Source organism: Rhodoferax sp. GW821-FHT07G04 (assembly GCF_059418585.1).
The window spans coordinates 39,288-55,855 of sequence record NZ_JBWKQD010000001.1 but is presented as its reverse complement, the minus strand read 5'-3'; the positions used below and the strand labels follow the sequence as shown (position 1 = coordinate 55,855).

The following is a 16,568-nucleotide window of genomic DNA, read 5'->3' as shown; positions in this document are numbered from 1 at the left end:
TCGCAAACGTAGCACATGGTGAATTCCTCTTTTTTCAAATGATTGTGAAGTGAAGGCTTCGATCGACCTGTTGACTCCCCAAGTGGCCGACCGCAGGCCACTATATCGGCTCGGATGCATTTCGTCACACTTTTTATAGGTCTATGAAACTTGCGATGCGTTGCAGCCGCTGGACAGAATCCGGTTCCGCCAGCAACTGCTGTTTGGCGTCTGCCGGGATGGGCAGCAACTCGGTCCACCGGTTGGCCACCCATCCGCATTCATCCAGGCGGTAAGGCGCAAAGATGGGCAGCGCCTGGCGCACGCCGGCCTGCTGCCCATCGGCAATCAACTGCCCCAACATATTGGCCAAGGTCTGCAGGTCGGGAGGAATGGGTTCGGGTTGGTCCTCCGGCAGATACCGCACCTGCGCGTACCACACGCCAAAGGGCCCGCGTTCGTGGCCGTCCAGCGCAAAGCGCAGTCCGCCTCGGCACACGATCTGCAGCAGGGCGGGCTGCACGGTGTCCACTTGCTGCAAGTGGGCCAGGGTGCCTATGCGATGGAGTTGCGGGACTTCCTCGGGAACCTGCACTTCATGCCCTTGCAGCAAGCCCACGACGCCAAAAGGGCTGGCCTCACGTTGGCAGCGTTTGATCAGGTCCAGGTAGCGCACTTCAAAGATGTTCAGGTGCAGCATGCCATCGGGCAGCAAACCCTGGGACAAAGGGAACAGGGGAATGCGCTGTGTTCCGGTTAGTGGGTCGTCGGGCATCCGGGCATTCTAGGTACGCAAAGCCCTCGGCCACAATAGCGGCCATGCACCCCCTACAAAAGCTGCTGGGTTATGCCAGCCAATACCGCCGCGACATACGCCTCGCATCGCTGTACTCGGTACTCAACAAGTTTTTCGACATCCTGCCCGAGGTGCTGATCGGCGCCGCGGTGGATGTGGTCGTCAAGGGCGACCAGAGCTTTCTGGCAAAGCACATCCTCGTTGACTTCGGCATCACCAGCACCTGGCACCAACTGTTGGTGCTGGGCAGCTTGAATGTGCTGATCTGGGGCGGGGAGTCGCTGTTTGAATACCTGTACCACCTGAAATGGCGCGGCCTGGCGCAAGACATCCAGCACGACCTGCGGCTGGACACCTACCGCCATGTGCAGAAGCTGGAGATGGCCTATTTCGAGAACCAGCGCACCGGCAACCTGATGTCGATATTGAACGACGACATCAACCAGATGGAGCGCTTCTTGAACGGCGGGGCCAACAGCATCATCCAGGTGTTTTGCTCCTCGCTGATGATCAGTGCCGTGTTCTTTGCGCTGCAGCCCGGCATTGCGCTGATCGCGCTGTTGCCGGTGCCAGCCATCCTGTTCGGCGCCTTCTGGTTCCAGAGCCGGCTGGAGCCGCGCTACACCGAGGTGCGCGAGGCGGCGGGTGATGTCAGCGCCCGGCTCAACAACAACCTGCTGGGCCTGGCCACGATCAAGGCCTTCGCCACCGAAAACAGGGAGGCCGAGCACATTGCCCAGGCCAGTGACGGCTACCGCGTGGCCAATGCCCGCGCCATCCGCCTGAGCTCGGCCATCACGCCAGTGATACGTACCGCCATCCTGGCCGGATTTACTGCCACGCTGCTGTATGGCGGTTGGCTGACGATACAGGGCGAACTGGCCGTGGGTGCCTATTCGGTGCTGGTGTTCCTGACCCAGCGCCTGCTGTGGCCGCTGACCGGCCTGGCCGAGGTGGCAGACATGTACCAGCGCTCCATGTCCTCCATAGACCGGGCCATGGGCTTGCTGCAGACGCCCATCAACATCCCCTACGAAGGCCAGCATTTCCCGGCGGACAAGGTCAAGGGCGAACTGCGCTTTGAGCAGGTGGGTTTTGCCTATGCCGATACGCCCACGCTGCAGGGCATTGACCTCACCATCCCCGCCGGCAAGACCACAGCCTTTGTCGGCTCCACCGGCTCGGGCAAATCCACACTGGTGAAGCTGCTGCTGCGCTTCTACACCGCCCAGTCGGGCCGCATTTTGCTGGATGGCCAGGCCATCGACGGACTGAACCTGCAAGACCTGCGCCGCGCCGTGGGTTATGTGTCGCAAGACACTTTTTTGACCGACGGCACCGTGGCCGAGAACATTGCCTATGGCGCCGCCGGCGCCGGCGATGCGGCCATCGCCGAGGCGGCTCGTGCCGCGGAGTGCACCGAATTCATCAACCAATTGCCATTGGGCTTTGCCACCCGCATCGGCGAGCGGGGTCAGAAGCTCAGCGGTGGTCAGCGCCAGCGTCTGGCCCTGGCCCGCGCCATCCTGAAGAGCCCACCGGTCTTGATACTGGACGAGGCCACCAGCGCGGTCGACAACGAGACCGAGGCCGCCATCCAGCGCTCGCTGGATGTGGTGAGCCAGGGCCGCACCACCATCGTCATCGCCCACCGCCTGTCCACCGTGCGCCAAGCCGACTGCATCCACCTGCTGGAGGCTGGCCGCATTGTGGAGAGCGGCACACACGACGAGCTGGTGGCGCGCAATGGCGGCTACGCGGCGCTGTGGCGGTTGCAGACCGGGGAGCGCACCCACTGAGACTTTGCCTCACCGGTTGTCGCGTAATGTCGCCGAATGTCGTGCCAAGCCGACAAGGCAAGGCGTTGATTCATAAGGGTTTTTTGGCCTCAGGGGGCGGTTTGTCGGGAATGGCCGACACCAGCACCCCTGGCTAAACCGGTAGTGCGTTGATTTCATTGAAGTTTTTTTCTGGCCCGCATCTTGAGTCATGCCAGTGGTCGGTCAAAGCCTGGCGCTTGAAATGTCATTTGAACCTTTCGGCACCAGGACACGACACAACGGTGTATCGCTAACCAGAACGCAAGCTCAATTGATTTATTAGGAGAATCTTCATGCAAGCACGCAACATCCGCCCATTCCTTAGCAACCACAAGCAACTGTTGGCACGCACGCTGGCCGTGGCCTTGCTGGCATCCGCCGGCGCCGCATTTGCCGCCGGTGGCAATGTGTCGGCGATCAGCGCCACCCCCAACTCGGTGTTTGTGAACGACATCATCACAATGAAGCTCAGCATCACCGATGGCAGCTACGGTGTGGATTGCAACGCCAGCTGGGCGGTCATGGATGCCAGCAATATGCAGGTCAAGGGCGGAACCCACAGAATGCAGAGCGATACCAACAATTACGACTACACAGTGCAGTTCGGTATCGCCACCCCCGGCGTCTACACCCTGGTTGGCAAGAGCGGTGCGCCATCGGGCCAGGCGGTCAGCTGCCTGGGCATGGCCAACGCCACCTTCACCGTAAAGGCCAAGCCAACGATTGGCCTGGCCAATCCGGTCAACCCCATCAACCGCACCAACCCGATTCCTGTGAATCCTGGAAACCCCGGCACCGTCCGCAAGTAGGAGGCAGGCTTCTGGAGGGCTTAATTTCTACCCAATATGGGTTTGTTTAAGGGCTCTCCAAGAAAAACTGGGCTGCAGCCCTCGTAAAATGGACCTGTGTCGCTACTAAATAAGTAGCAATTGGGTGTGGCTCAACGCACGCTGGCCACTTTCAGTTTGGATAGCTCCGCCAGCGCCGTCACGATCTCGGCATCCTGAAAGCCGGAAAAGCGGCGGTAGCCCACGTAGGTCAGTGGGTAGCCGTTGCCCTGCAGCATCTGGTAGGCCAGCTCATTGGGCTGCGAGGCCTCCACGTCGATCTCTTCGTAGGCGATCTTGTTGTCGGCGAAGAATGCCCTTTGCTGTTTGCAGTAGGGGCACCAGCCAGTGCCATACATGACGACCTTGGGCTTGCCCTGGGCATCAAAATGCCGGTCCATGGCGATTTGTTCGACGCGGGTCAGCACGTCCTTGCCATAGGCTTCGGCCAGCGCGGCGCTGATGCGCGGGGTGTCGTCGCCCAGAACCTCTTGCTTGCCCACCAAGGTCGTGGGATAGCGGGTGATGTGGTATTTGTTGGCTACCGGCGCGCCGTCGGGGCCTGCAACACTGATCTGCTCAAACTGCACCCCGCGCTTGTTCAGGACACCAGCCACCCGGGTGCAGGGCTCCCCGCAGCCAGGGCCGACAAACAGCACGACCAGGGGCTTGCCGCTCTTGTCGAAGGCACCGGCCTGCGGCAGCCAATAGGCCCTGTTCTGGTAGAACTTGTAGCTGCCAAAGGCGAGCAGCACGACGAGTAGCAGTTTTTGCATGTTTAATTCAGCCCAGTGTGGGTTGACGCCACTGACAGCATGCGCCCCGGGTTCATCGTGTTCTGCGGGTCCAGCGCCTGCTTGATGGCGCGCATCATGCCCAAAGCGACGGTGGACTTGTGCTGCACCAGCTTGTCGCGTTTCAGGCTGCCAATGCCGTGTTCGGCGCTGATGGAGCCCTTGAATTGGTCCACCATGTCGTAGACGATGGCGTTGACGCCCTTTTCGTCGTCGCGCAAAAAGGCCTCGGCATCCGCTCCGGCCGGGGCTTGCACGTTGTAATGCAGGTTGCCGTCGCCCAGGTGGCCGTAGTTGACCAGGCGGGCGCCGGAGTAGGCTTGCTGCAGCAGGGCATCGGTCTGGCGCACGAACTCCGGGATGCGCGAGACGGCAATGGAGATGTCGTGCTTGATGTTGAGCCCCTCTTGCGCTTGCGCCAGCGGGATGCTCTCGCGGATATGCCACAGTGCGCGGGCCTGGGCGATATTCTCGGCCACGATGGCGTCCAGCACGCAGCCATCTTCCATGGCTACTTCCAGCAAGCGCTCGAAGCGCTCGCGGGCGTGGGCCTCTGACTCCTGATCCGAATTCTCAAGCACGACGCAGTAGGGCGCATCACTGTCCTGGAACGGCACGCGCTGTTGCGGAAAGTGCTTGGTCACCAGGCTCAGCGCGAACTTGCCCATGACCTCAAAACCGGTCAACCCCGCGCTCAGGTGCTGGTGCGCCAGGCCCAGCAGTTGCACCGCGGCCTCCAGCGAGGGCACGGCCGCAAAGGCGGTGAGCTGGGCCACGGGCAGGGGGTAGAGCTTCATCGTGGCGGCGGTGATGATGCCCAGCGTGCCTTCGGAGCCAATCATCAGATGGCGCAGGTCGTAGCCGGTGTTGTCCTTGCGCAGGCCAGAGAGTCCATCCCAGATCTCGCCCTGGGCAGTGACCACTTCCAGGCCCAGGCACAGCTCCCGCGTATTGCCATAGCGCACCACCTGCGTGCCACCGGCATTGGTGCCCAGATTGCCGCCAATCGTGCAACTGCCCTCGGCGGCCAGGCTCAAGGGGAATAGAAACCCCGCCTTCTCGCACACCTCTTGAAGGGTCTGCAGCACGCAGCCGGCGTCTACCGTCACCGTCAGGTTGCCGCCGTCCAGCGCGCGCACGGTGTTCATGCGCAGCAGGCTCAGCACGACCTGGTTGCCGCTGGCGTCGGGCGTCGAGCCCACCACCATGCCGGTGTTACCGCCTTGGGGCACGATGCTCACGCCTGCCGCCGCGCAGGCCTTGACCACGGCGGCCACCTGGGGCGTGTTGGCCGGGCGCACCACGGCCAGCGCATGGCCGCGTTCGCGCTTGCGCCAGTCTTGCTCCCACTGGCTGAGGTCGCCATGGGTTTGTGCGGTCAGCACATGGTCAGTGCCGACGATGTCGCGCAGTTGTGCGAGTAGCTGCAGATGTTTGTCGCTCATGGTGTTGCTTGCTCGTCTGGTTTCTCGGGGTACTGTTCTGGGTACTTAAGGGCACCGCGCGGGCCCAGGCGCAGGCGCACATGCAGGGCGCAGGCCACAAACAGGACTATGCACAGCACAATCTCCAGCAGGGCCAAGAGGTTGCCGGGCGCCTTATCACTCCAGGCGCGCACCACGCCCTCGATGAAATACAGCCACACCACCAGGCTGACCCAGCGGTAGGTGTAGAGGCGGTTCTTCAGCAGGCCGGCCAGCGGTATGCACAGGGGCAGGGCTTTGAGGGCCAGCCATGAGCCGCCCGGGCGCAGTGGCGCCAGAACCAGCTCCCAGGCCAGAGCCAGCACGATCAGGGCGAGCACGCTGCCCACGGCGAGCCAGCGGGTGAGATTGACGGAGGGGGGAGGGGGGTGCGAGGGGCCGGACGTGTTCATGTCGGTGGCATCATAGCGGCATGCAACAACTTCAACGTCTAAGAGGCTGGCTCAAGGAAGTCGCCCAAATCCCATGGCTGGACGCTATCCGCACCCTGCGGGAGCGCTTTCGCGAAGACCGCCTGGGCCTGACCGCCAGCAGCCTGACCTTTACCACCACCATTGCGCTTGTGCCCTTCATCACCGTGGCGTTGGCTGTGTTCACGGCCTTTCCCATGTTCGCCAAGTTCCAGACCGTGCTGCAAAAGTGGCTGATCGAGAGCCTGGTGCCAGACAATATTGCCCGCCAGGTGCTGGGCTACCTCAACCAGTTCGCCGGGCAGGCCAGCAAGCTGGGTGGGCTGGGCCTGGCCGTGCTCTTGGGCACGGCGCTGGCCTTGGTGTTCACCATTGACCGCACGTTGAACAACATCTGGCGTGTGCGCAAGCCGCGCCCGTTTGCGCAGCGGGTGCTGATCTACTGGACGGCCATCACGCTGGGGCCCGTGGTGTTGGCACTGAGCCTGAACCTGACCTCATACGCCGTGTCGTTTTCGCGCGGCGTGGTCAGCGACATGCCGGGCGGCGTCTCGCTGCTGCTCAATATCTTGCAATTCATACTGGTGGCAGCCGGCATGGCCTTGATGTTCCGCTGGGTTCCCAACACCCATGTGCGTTGGGGCCACGCCTGGATAGGCGGCATCTTTGTGTCCACCGGTATGGAACTGGCCAAGCGCGGCCTCACGGCCTACTTGAGCAGCGTGCCCACCTACTCAGCGGTGTATGGAGCCTTTGCCACATTGCCCATCTTGCTCGTTTGGATCTACATGGCCTGGGTCATCGTGCTGCTGGGTGCGGCGCTCACAGCGTATTTGCCCAGCCTGCTGGCAGGCGGCACACTGCGCCGCCTGCCGCATGGCTGGCGCTTCCAGCTGTCTCTGGAGGTGGTGCAGCAGCTGGAGCGCACGCGCACGCAAGAGGCCAAGGGCCTGACGCTGGAGCAGCTGTGCAAGGTACTGCAGGTGGACCCCCTGCGCCTGGAGCCGCTGCTGCAGACGCTGACGTCCTTCGACTGGATAGGCCAGTTGCGCGAAACACTGGAGCCCGGGGCTGAAGCGCGCTACGTGCTGCTGGTCGACCCCAGTACCACGCCGCTGGAGCCGCTCTTGAGCGCCTGGTTGGTTGAGCGCACGCACGAGACCGAGCGGTTATGGCAAATCGGCCGCTGGCCCTCGATTACCCTACGTGAAGTGCTATAAATTTGTGAGCGGTTTCGTGTTTACATTGACACTGTAGGATATCGCGCGGCTGCCTGCGCAGGTGCGCGCTGAGCGGTCGATCAAAAACAACTCAAGATTGGAGACAACAGTGTCATCTGCATCACCCGGTTTTCTAGACAAGGAACGCATCATTGCGGGGCCAGGGTTCAACCGTTGGCTGGTTCCACCTGCGGCCTTGGCCATCCATTTGTGCATAGGCATGGCCTATGGCTTTTCGGTGTTTTGGTTGCCGTTGTCCAAGACGCTGTCGTCGGCGGGCGTGGCAGCCTGTGCAAAAGGCGCCGGGTTCTGGGGCTCCATCGCTGCGGGTTTGGCGGAGTTCACCGCTACCGATTGCAACTGGAACATCGCCACGCTGAACTGGATGTACACGCTGTTCTTCGTCTTCCTGGGTAGCTCGGCGGCGCTGTGGGGTGGTTGGCTGGAGCATGCGGGCCCGCGCAAGGCGGGTGTCGTGTCGGCCGTGTGCTGGTGCGGTGGCATGCTGGTATCTGCGCTGGGAATCCACACGCACCAGTTATGGATGATGGTCTTGGGCTCCGGCGTCATTGGCGGCATAGGCCTGGGGCTGGGCTATATCTCGCCCGTGTCTACGCTGATCAAGTGGTTCCCGGACCGGCGTGGCATGGCCACGGGCATGGCCATCATGGGCTTTGGTGGTGGCGCCGTGATCGGTTCGCCGTTGGCCAATGAGCTGATGAAGTACTTTGCAAGTGCTACGGATGTGGGTGTGGAGAAGACCTTTGTTGTCATGGCCCTGGTCTATTTCGTGTTCATGATGGCCGGCGCACTGGGCTACCGTGTGCCCGCCATCGGCTGGAAACCCGCAGGCTGGACACCGCCACCCGCACAGGCCAGCAACACCGCCATTACGCAACGCCATGTGCATGTGCGCAAGGTCTGGGGCATTCCACAGTTTTGGCTGATCTGGATGGTGCTATGCATGAACGTGAGCGCCGGTATCGGCGTCATCGGCATGGCATCGCCCATGCTGCAAGAGGTGTTTGGCGGCGCATTGATTGGCGTACCACAAAAGTTTGTGGAGTTGGACAAGGCGCAATTGACCGCCATTGCGGGTGTGGCAGCGGGCTTTACCGCACTGCTGAGTTTGTTCAACATTGGCGGGCGCTTCTTCTGGGCCAGCCTGTCGGACCTGATGGGCCGCAAGATGACCTATGTGGTGTTCTTCATACTGGGCGGTGTCTTGTATTTCAGCGTGCCCAGCAGCGCGGCGGCTGGGAGTATTTTGCTGTTCATCGCAGCCTTTTGCGTCATCTTGAGCATGTACGGCGGCGGTTTCGCCACGGTGCCGGCCTATTTGGCTGACATCTTTGGTACGCAGATGGTAGGCGCCATCCACGGGCGTCTGCTCACCGCGTGGGCCACGGCCGGCGTGCTGGGGCCTGTTGTCATCAATGGCATGCGGGAGTACCAGCTGGGGTTGGGCATCCCGCGCGAGCAGGTCTACAACCAGACCATGTACATCCTGGTCGGCATGTTGGTGGTGGGCTTGATCTGCAATTCGCTGGTCCGCCCCTTGGCCGACAAATGGTTCATGACAGATGCCGAGTTGGCCGAGGAGCGGCGACTGGGTCATGAACGGGCGGCTGCGATGGCGGCAAGCCGCGCGGACGCTGCGGTGGGTGCTTTAGCGGTCGTTGATAGGGCCAGCAACCCTGCCATCGTGCTGCTGGCCTGGCTGGCGGTGGGGTTGCCATTGGCTTGGGGCGTTTACCGCACGGGCTTGAGCGTTTCCAAACTGTTTATTTGACGACAATGGGCAACGACAGGCCTTGCACCGGGTGTGGGGCCTGCCCTTATGACCCTATGATGAAGTGGCGATGAAACCCTATTGGACGCACTCCGACGGCATGACGGCCTGGTACCGGGTTCACATCCTCGACCGGAACTATTCGGTCAAGGTTGTCGAATCGCCGTTTGAAGAAGACGTGAGCATCACCGAGATCAAGCAGGAATGGAGCGGCGGCAACAGCGTGCCGCGGGTGATTGATCCGGGGGATGAATACGACAAGGTGTCTGCGGCGTTTCACGCGAAGAGAAAAGCCGAGTAATACGGCATCGTAGACCGGCTCGGGTAGAAGCCTCGCTCCTTTTTCAGCCATGCAGGCGATTTGGTTTCGCTGAACTTTGATTTCTTCACGTAGAGTCTCCGTCGGGGGGATTTTCTCTACTTCCAACTGGCTCAAGATTTCAAGGAGGCTTCAGTGGGACGTCGGGCATTGGGGCATGCCCTTCCTCGCCTGCATCGTCGCAATGTGCGGCGAAACTTTGGCTTATTGCTTCTTTGGGACTTGGATGTATGCGGTCAACTGAATGCCGCCCGTTCTTTGGAAATTGAGTATTTTTCCAATCAGGCGCGCGTCCAGGACGTGGTTTGTTGACAACATGAGCATGCCACTGGGCGTGATGAGGTCACGCGCCAGCACCATTCCTACTTCCAGATCATTCGCCACCACCGCCATTTCGCCCTTGCGTCCGGCATCGGCCTCTTCCCGTGCGCCGCCACCCAGTAATTCCAGAAACGCGGTTACCACGTCGGGGTCATAGCGCTTGCCGCTACCATGGCCAATGATGATCTTGGCATCTTCCGCCGTGAGCTTTCGCTGGGTCATTGTCCCGATCTGCATGCTATCGAAGTCGCTGGCGACCGCCAATATTCTGGCGCCAATGGGAATATTGCTGCCGGCTATCTTTTCGGGGAATCCAGACCCGTCAAAGCGCTCGAACTGCGCGCAAATGATTTCCGTGGCGGTTTTCAAATCCACCAAGGGCATCAACAACTGTTCAGCTTGCACGATATGCCCACGATAGGCATCCAGTTGCACCGCTGTCATCATCGCCACCGGGGTTTTGAGCAGTTCATCGGTAAACCCCACTTTGCCAATTTCATGGAGCAGCCCGGCGATGAATATTTCCTGAGCCAGCTTGCTGTCCAACTTCATTGTCAATGCAATCTTCCTGGACAAATCCGCGGTGCGACGCGAGTGCCCGGAAAGATTGCCCCCACGCATTTCAATCAGCGTAGAAAATATTTTGATAGACGTAACGAAATTCGCCTTGAGCTTTTCGTTGGCAATGCCCAGTTCGGCGGTGCGTGCTGCGACTTTGCTTTCCAAGCTGGCGTTCAGAGTCTTCAACTCTTCGTTTTGGTCCACCGTGAGTTGTTCCAGTCGCTTTCTTTCCTGGTCCAAGGCTCGACGTTCCAGCGCTTGGCGCACGATCAGAACGATGTCATGGTCATCCCACGGCTTGGTGATGTAACGGTAGATTTCACCGCGGTTGATGGCGCCAATGATGGAGGAGACTTCCGAATACCCCGTCAGCAACAGGCGCACCGTGTCGGGCCAGCGTTCACGCACCTTTTGCAGAAATTCGGCTCCGTCCATCTCGGGCATGCGCATGTCGGAAATGACCAGATCCACGGCCTCGGTCTCCAGCAATGCAAGGCCGGCGGCACCGCCCACGGCCGTTTTTACTTGAAAGCCCTCGCCACGAAAAAGGCGCCGCAAGGCCGACAAGATGTTGGGCTCGTCGTCCACACACAAGATGGTGGGTGCCACCGAGACAGAGACCTCAGGTGTAGGCTGGTCAGGATTCATGTTGTCCTCTCAGGGGCTGGGTGTTCGTCAATCGGTTGGCTCGCGGGAATCGTGACGCGGAATGTGGTGCCTTTGCCTATTTCGGTTTGCACATCAATGGAGCCATGGTGTTTTTGGATGATGCCGTATGACAGCGACAGACCCAGACCCGTCCCTTTGCCGATGGGCTTGGTGGTGTAGAACGGGTCGAATATGCGCGGCAACACCTCCTTCGGGATTCCGGCTCCGGTGTCGGTCACCGAGAACCAGGCATTGCCGTTTTCAACGCCGGTTCGGATCGTGATTTTTCCGCGCTCGCTGCCAATGGCATGGGCAGCATTGACCACCAGATTCATCACCACCTGGTTGATCTGAGACGACATGCACTGGACCAGCGGCAACTCCCCGTATTCCTTGACGACGTCGGCCTTGTATTTGATCTCGCTGTTGACCACGTTGAGCGTGGAATCTATGCCCTGGTTCAGATTGGAAAACTGCCAATCCGTTGTCGCGTCCACGTGTGAAAAGTCCTTCAGATCCTGAACAATTTTGCGCACCCGCACGATGCCTTCCTTGGACTCGCTCATCAGGGTTGGAATGTCCTCCTTGAGAAACTCCAGTTCTATGGCGTTCTTCAGTGCCACGATATCGGACACCATGCGTGGGTCCGAACAAGCGGCCTCTGCTTTCTCATACGCACTGAGCATCTGAAACAGATCGGTGAGATAGGTCTCCAAGGTTCCAAAATTGGAAAAGATATAGCCAATGGGGTTGTTGATCTCATGGGCAACGCCGGCGGCCAACTGACCGATCGACGCCATTTTTTCCGACTGGATCAGGCTCTCTTGGGCCAAGGTCAGCTTGGCGTTGAGGGCATTGAGTTCGGTGTTTCTGCGCAGTAGCTCTTGCTCAGCGAGTTCACGCCGGTTCACGTCATCCCGCAAAGTTCGGTTGGTCTCAGCCAGTTGCACGGTACGCTGCGCAACGACTTGTTCCAAACCGCTGCGCTGCTCGTCCAGAAGGCACAAGGAATGGTAGGCCCGCAGTTTGCTGTACAGCAGCGTATGCAACTTTCGGATCGTCATTTCGGACTTTTCCTTGTAGTCATCGATTTCATATTCCCGGATGACTTTGTCTTCAGGAGCCTGACCCGACTGCCCTGTGCGCAAGACCAAGCGCGTATGGTGGTTGTGCAAGCTGTTGCGGATGTAGTGAACCAGTTCAAGCCCCGCATGCTCCGTTTCCATCACCACATCCACAATGGCCAACGCGATGTCGCTGCGAGATTCAAAAATCTGCCGCCCCTCAGCCCCGGAGCGGGCGATCACCAGCTCGAGCCCTTTTTGCTGAAATTCGAATCCTTTCAACGCAAGTCGCGTTGTTGCATGAACCGTATCGTCATCGTCGACCAGTACCACGCACCATGCAGGCTGCAACGCACCATGGTCTTCAGCTCTTTCGTCTGCAAACACCAGGCCGTTGTGGCCCGTTGGCTCGTCAGTGGACATCAAAATTATTTCCTTCCACGTCGTCTTGCATGCTGGTGTTCAAACCAATTCAGGTCGCCAGTGCCGTCGGCACTGTGGCCGGTTGATTCACCGGCATCGTGACGCGGAATGTGGTGCCTTTGCCTATTTCGGTTTGCACATCAATGGAGCCATGGTGTTTTTGGATGATCCCGTACGACAGTGACAAACCCAGACCCGTCCCTTTGCCGATGGGCTTGGTGGTGTAGAACGGGTCGAATATGCGCGGCAACACCTCCTTCGGGATTCCGGCTCCGGTATCGGTCACCGAGAACCAGGCATTGCCGTTTTCTACGCCGGTTCGGATCGTGATTTTTCCGCGCTCGCTGCCAATGGCATGGGCAGCATTGACCACCAGATTCATCACCACCTGGTTGATCTGAGACGACATGCACTGGACCAGCGGCAACTCCCCGTATTCTTTGACGACGTCGGCCTTGTATTTGATCTCGCTGTTGACCACGTTGAGCGTGGAATCTATGCCCTGGTTCAGATTGGAAAACTGCCAATCCGTTGTCGCGTCCACGTGCGAAAAGTCCTTCAGATCCTGAACAATTTTGCGCACCCGCACGATGCCTTCCTTGGACTCGCTCATCAGGGTTGGAATGTCTTCCTTGAGGAACTCCAGTTCTATGGCGTTCTTCAGTGCAGCAATCTCCGACGCCATGCGCGCGTCTGAGCAAGTCGCTTCTGCCTTCTCATACGCGCTCAGCATTTGGAACAATTCGGCCAGGTATTTTTCGAGGGTTCCAAAATTGGAAAAGATATAGCCAATGGGGTTGTTGATCTCGTGGGCCACGCCGGCGGCCAGCTGACCGATCGACGCCATTTTTTCCGACTGAACCAAGCTCTCCTGGGCCAAAGATAGCTTGGCGTTGAGGGCATTGAGCTCGGTGTTTCTGCGCATCAACTCCTGCTCCGCGAGTTCCCGCCGGGTCACGTCATCCCGCAAAGTTTGGTTGGCTTCGGCTAATTGTGCTGTGCGCTGTTCGACGATTTGCTCCACCTCCAACTGTGCTTTGAGCAGCGCATCGTCAACCACTTTGCGTTCAGTGATGTCTTGCAGCGTTTCGATGGCTCCCACGATTTCGCCATCGGCATTGCGCAAGGGTGCAGCGGTAAAAAATAGCCACCGCCCCGAAGCTCCCAGTCGGGGAAAGAAACCCTCTGCTTCATAGGCATCGGGCACGGTAAGAGAACTGCGATAGCTGCTTTGGTATAGATCGTCAATGATTTCCTTTATGGCGCCATCCACAATCAGATCGGCCATGACGGGGCGCTCCTTGCCGTAGAAGACATGGCCCACATTTTTCTTTCCAAGGACTTCGCTGGCGGAAATGCCCAAAATGTTGGCGCAGGCCTTGTTGAAATGGGTGACCACATGTTCCAGGTTGATCACGAAGGTAGGGACCGGGCTGTCATCAAATACATTGGCCTGGCTGATTTCCTTCATAGCGCGCTCCCAGTCATGTGTTCAGAATCAGACTTGCACCTGCGAATTGCTTTTCGACTTTTGCGAAAGACCGCAGCAACTCTTTGTCACCTACCCCCAATTCCCGCCAAAACTCAGCAGGCACGTAGGGCACGCTGTCGTCTTCGTCCATGGATAGGCCTAAAGCGTGCGCAATGCTGTCTGCTGCAACCAGCACAGAGCCCAACGGCGTGATCGCATCGGACAGCGCCTGGTGGTGGGTGGCAACCGCGTGCTGCATGGCATCCGGAAACTTCCAGTGGGTGGTCAACCAATGGCCCACCTCCGCATGGTCAATGTTGAGCACCGCACGCTCCGCGTCCAAAAGGCTGCAGTCCTGCTGCGCGCGGTGCGCCATGACCGCCTCATACTCAATCGGGAAGCGGGTCACCAGCACCAACCGACCCACGTCGTGCAACAGGCCCGAGGTGTAGGCATGTTCAGGGTTGACCTTGAGGTAAGGCGCCAGCTCTCTTGCACACAATGCGGTCCCGATGGCATGCCGCCAAAACGCATTTACCTTGAAGCTGGTTTTTGTGTCTGCGGCAAAGGCACCCAACAAAGCGGCTGTGGTCACCACGCCGCGCATGGTTCTAAACCCCAGAATGGTGATGGCCTCCTGGATCGTGTTGACTTGGTTGGTCATGCCATAGAACGATGAATTGGCCAAGCGCAATGACCGGGCGGTCAAGCCGGGGTCTAGCGCAATCTTTCTTGCCAACTCCGCCACATTGACGTCGTCTTGGTCGATGCTCAGCAACAGCTCTTGCACCACCATGGGCAGCGCGGGCAGGCTGCGGACTCCCTTCATGACGTCGTCCAAGTGCAAGGCCGTCATGGTGATTGATCCTCGCGATAGCGCTTCACCAAGTCGAACAGGAACCGGTCTGCCGGTGCTGCCTTCCAATGCCGAAACAAATGCGCGAGTCGTATCAATTCCGTTGGAGCAGCCTTGTCCTGCAACTCGGGCGGCGGCGTGCCAGATGGTTGTTCTTCATTCATCATGACCACGTACCCCGACCAGAAAAAAGAACCAGCTTGCCAATGGAACGGGACGTCTTTCCCATGCGATGCCATTTGACTGACTGGGTATGCCCGTCCAGGGACAGCGTGCCAATTTCGCCTTCCACCATGCCGTCAAGTACCGATGCGACCATGGGGAGTGCCTCGGTCAGTTCCATGCCGATCAGCGGGCCATAGGGTGCAAACAATGCTTCGGCGGCAGTATTGGCAAAAATAACCAAGCCTTCATCGTCAACACCCACAATGGGCGTTGGCACAAATTGCAAGGCCTCGCGTGCAATTGCCAGACTCACTTCACCCCGGTCAATTTGCTTGCGATTGGTGTCAATGGCCTCACTCAACTTCCGATTGATCGCAACCAAGTCACGGTTGCTGGCGCGGATTTTTATGTCAAGCTGCTGGTTTTTTTCCTGCAACTCGCAGTGCTCAAATGCCCGCTGCACCTGGTCCCGCAATTGATCATCGTCCCACGGTTTGGTCAAAAAGCGGTAGATGGCGCCTTCGTTGATGGCTTCGGCCACATACTGCAATTCGGCGTAACCCGAGAGAATGATGCGGATGGTCTCCGGGTACTGTGCCTTTGCGGCGCGCAAAAACTCCACGCCTGTCATACCGGGCATGCGTTGGTCCGACATGATGACGTCTATTTTTTGCTTGGCTAAAACTTCCAGGCCCTCGGCTCCGCCGCTGGCGGTATGGATGACGTGTCCATCGCGTCTGAACAGGCGCTTGAGCGAGGCCAGCACATTGGGCTCATCATCCACCAAGAGCAGCGTTCGCGGTGGTGCGCGAAAGCGCAGCAAATGCGAGGGCAGTTGTCGCCCCTCAGCCAACAGTGCCTGGATAGACATCAGATCGACCGGCTGGGAAAAGAAGTAGCCCTGAATTTCGTCACACACACTGGTGCGCATGATTTCGCATTGGGCTTCCGTCTCCACGCCTTCGGCAATCACCTCCAGCCCCAATCCGTGGGCCATGGCGACGATCACGTTGACAATCACCGCGTCTGCCTGATTGGTTTCAATGTCCCGCACGAAGGACTGGTCTATCTTGACCTTGCTGAATGGATAACGCTTGAGATAGCTCAAGGACGAGTATCCGGTGCCGAAGTCGTCCAGAGACAAGCGCAACCCCATTTCCTTCAGAGCCAGGAGTATGGCTTCGCAGCGGCTCACATCATCCATCAGCGAAGACTCGGTGATTTCAATGTGCAGACGGTGGGCCTCAATTTGGAAGTCATTCAGTGCGCGTTGCACATGCTGGACCAGTTGCGGATCGCGAAACTGAATCGTTGAAATGTTGACGGCAACATGGGGAATGTCAAACCCTCCGTCCAGCAAAGTTCGAATGTCCTGGCACACCTTGCGCAGCACCCAAAGACCAATTTCATCGATCAGGCCGGACTCCTCGGCAACAGGGATGAAGGTGACTGGTGCCACGGAGCTCAACTCCGGGCTGTTCCAACGCAGCAGCGCTTCCATGCCGCTGATTTTTCCCGTTAGCAAACTCACCACCGGTTGGTACAAAACCTGCAGCTCACCGCGCTCCGCCGCATTGCGCAAAGCCGCAGCCATATCGGGCGTGGGGGAAGCATCCAT

The 16,568-nt window shown here is 59.1% G+C and carries 15 protein-coding genes; 5 read left to right on the top strand and 10 right to left on the bottom strand.

Annotated features, from left to right (window positions below; translation table 11 throughout):
- Nucleotides 1-133: 133 nt before the first annotated feature.
- The gene (locus AC07OO_RS00245) at nucleotides 134-754 is read right to left on the bottom strand and encodes an LON peptidase substrate-binding domain-containing protein (protein WP_495080052.1); all 621 of its coding nucleotides are present in this window, start codon (nucleotides 752-754) and stop codon (nucleotides 134-136) included.
- A 44-nt stretch (nucleotides 755-798) separates the two neighbouring features.
- On the opposite strand from AC07OO_RS00245, the gene AC07OO_RS00240 reads away from it, so the two are divergent.
- Together AC07OO_RS00240 and AC07OO_RS00235 are read left to right on the top strand one after the other, a co-directional pair.
- The gene (locus AC07OO_RS00240; RefSeq protein ID WP_495080051.1) at nucleotides 799-2,574 is read left to right on the top strand and encodes an ABC transporter ATP-binding protein; all 1,776 of its coding nucleotides are present in this window, start codon (nucleotides 799-801) and stop codon (nucleotides 2,572-2,574) included.
- Between the two features lie 314 nt (nucleotides 2,575-2,888).
- Nucleotides 2,889-3,404 (top strand): hypothetical protein, encoded by a 516-nt coding sequence (locus tag AC07OO_RS00235; protein ID WP_495080050.1) that lies wholly within the window; start codon nucleotides 2,889-2,891, stop codon nucleotides 3,402-3,404.
- 131 nt (nucleotides 3,405-3,535) lie between these two features.
- Here AC07OO_RS00235 and AC07OO_RS00230 read toward each other — a convergent pair whose 3' ends face one another.
- From AC07OO_RS00230 to AC07OO_RS00220, 3 genes are read right to left on the bottom strand one after another with little or no spacing between them, the layout of a single operon-like run.
- Nucleotides 3,536-4,198, bottom strand: coding sequence for a glutaredoxin family protein (locus AC07OO_RS00230; RefSeq protein WP_495080049.1), 663 nt, complete (start codon nucleotides 4,196-4,198; stop codon nucleotides 3,536-3,538).
- 2 nt (nucleotides 4,199-4,200) lie between these two features.
- Nucleotides 4,201-5,661: an FAD-binding oxidoreductase gene (locus tag AC07OO_RS00225; protein WP_495080048.1), complete on the bottom strand. Its 1,461-nt coding sequence runs from the start codon at nucleotides 5,659-5,661 to the stop codon at nucleotides 4,201-4,203.
- Entirely contained in the window at nucleotides 5,658-6,092 is a 435-nt protein-coding gene (locus tag AC07OO_RS00220) for a DUF2069 domain-containing protein (RefSeq protein ID WP_495080047.1), read from the bottom strand. The genes AC07OO_RS00225 and AC07OO_RS00220 overlap by 4 nt, the downstream gene beginning before the upstream one ends.
- 20 nt (nucleotides 6,093-6,112) lie before the next feature.
- On the opposite strand from AC07OO_RS00220, the gene AC07OO_RS00215 reads away from it, so the two are divergent.
- The 3 genes from AC07OO_RS00215 to AC07OO_RS00205 all read left to right on the top strand — a co-directional run bounded on the left by AC07OO_RS00215 (nucleotide 6,113) and on the right by AC07OO_RS00205 (nucleotide 9,423).
- Nucleotides 6,113-7,330, top strand: a complete 1,218-nt coding sequence (locus tag AC07OO_RS00215) for a YihY family inner membrane protein (RefSeq protein ID WP_495080046.1) — start codon at nucleotides 6,113-6,115, stop codon at nucleotides 7,328-7,330.
- A 109-nt stretch (nucleotides 7,331-7,439) separates the two neighbouring features.
- Nucleotides 7,440-9,122 carry an OFA family MFS transporter gene (locus AC07OO_RS00210; protein WP_495080045.1) on the top strand — a complete coding sequence of 561 codons (1,683 nt, stop codon included), beginning with the start codon at nucleotides 7,440-7,442 and terminating at the stop codon, nucleotides 9,120-9,122.
- Between the two features lie 64 nt (nucleotides 9,123-9,186).
- A complete protein-coding gene (locus AC07OO_RS00205) occupies nucleotides 9,187-9,423 on the top strand; it encodes a hypothetical protein (protein ID WP_495080044.1) in 237 nt (78 codons plus the stop codon).
- A 222-nt stretch (nucleotides 9,424-9,645) separates the two neighbouring features.
- Here AC07OO_RS00205 and nosR read toward each other — a convergent pair whose 3' ends face one another.
- From nosR to AC07OO_RS00175, 6 genes are read right to left on the bottom strand one after another with little or no spacing between them, the layout of a single operon-like run.
- Nucleotides 9,646-10,971 carry a response regulator c-di-GMP phosphodiesterase, NosR family gene (gene nosR / locus AC07OO_RS00200; protein ID WP_495080043.1) on the bottom strand — a complete coding sequence of 442 codons (1,326 nt, stop codon included), beginning with the start codon at nucleotides 10,969-10,971 and terminating at the stop codon, nucleotides 9,646-9,648.
- On the bottom strand, nucleotides 10,968-12,458 hold the full coding sequence (locus tag AC07OO_RS00195) for an ATP-binding protein (RefSeq protein WP_495080042.1): 1,491 nt from the start codon (nucleotides 12,456-12,458) through the stop codon (nucleotides 10,968-10,970). The genes nosR and AC07OO_RS00195 overlap by 4 nt, the downstream gene beginning before the upstream one ends.
- Nucleotides 12,459-12,507: 49 nt before the next feature.
- Nucleotides 12,508-13,929 carry an ATP-binding protein gene (locus AC07OO_RS00190; RefSeq protein WP_495080041.1) on the bottom strand — a complete coding sequence of 474 codons (1,422 nt, stop codon included), beginning with the start codon at nucleotides 13,927-13,929 and terminating at the stop codon, nucleotides 12,508-12,510.
- A 13-nt stretch (nucleotides 13,930-13,942) separates the two neighbouring features.
- Nucleotides 13,943-14,785, bottom strand: a complete 843-nt coding sequence (locus AC07OO_RS00185) for an HDOD domain-containing protein (protein WP_495080040.1) — start codon at nucleotides 14,783-14,785, stop codon at nucleotides 13,943-13,945.
- Nucleotides 14,782-14,952 carry a hypothetical protein gene (locus AC07OO_RS00180; RefSeq protein ID WP_495080039.1) on the bottom strand — a complete coding sequence of 57 codons (171 nt, stop codon included), beginning with the start codon at nucleotides 14,950-14,952 and terminating at the stop codon, nucleotides 14,782-14,784. Before AC07OO_RS00180 ends, AC07OO_RS00185 begins: the two co-directional genes overlap by 4 nt.
- Complete coding sequence (locus tag AC07OO_RS00175; RefSeq protein WP_495080038.1) at nucleotides 14,949-16,568, bottom strand: EAL domain-containing protein; 1,620 nt, start codon at nucleotides 16,566-16,568, stop codon at nucleotides 14,949-14,951. Before AC07OO_RS00175 ends, AC07OO_RS00180 begins: the two co-directional genes overlap by 4 nt.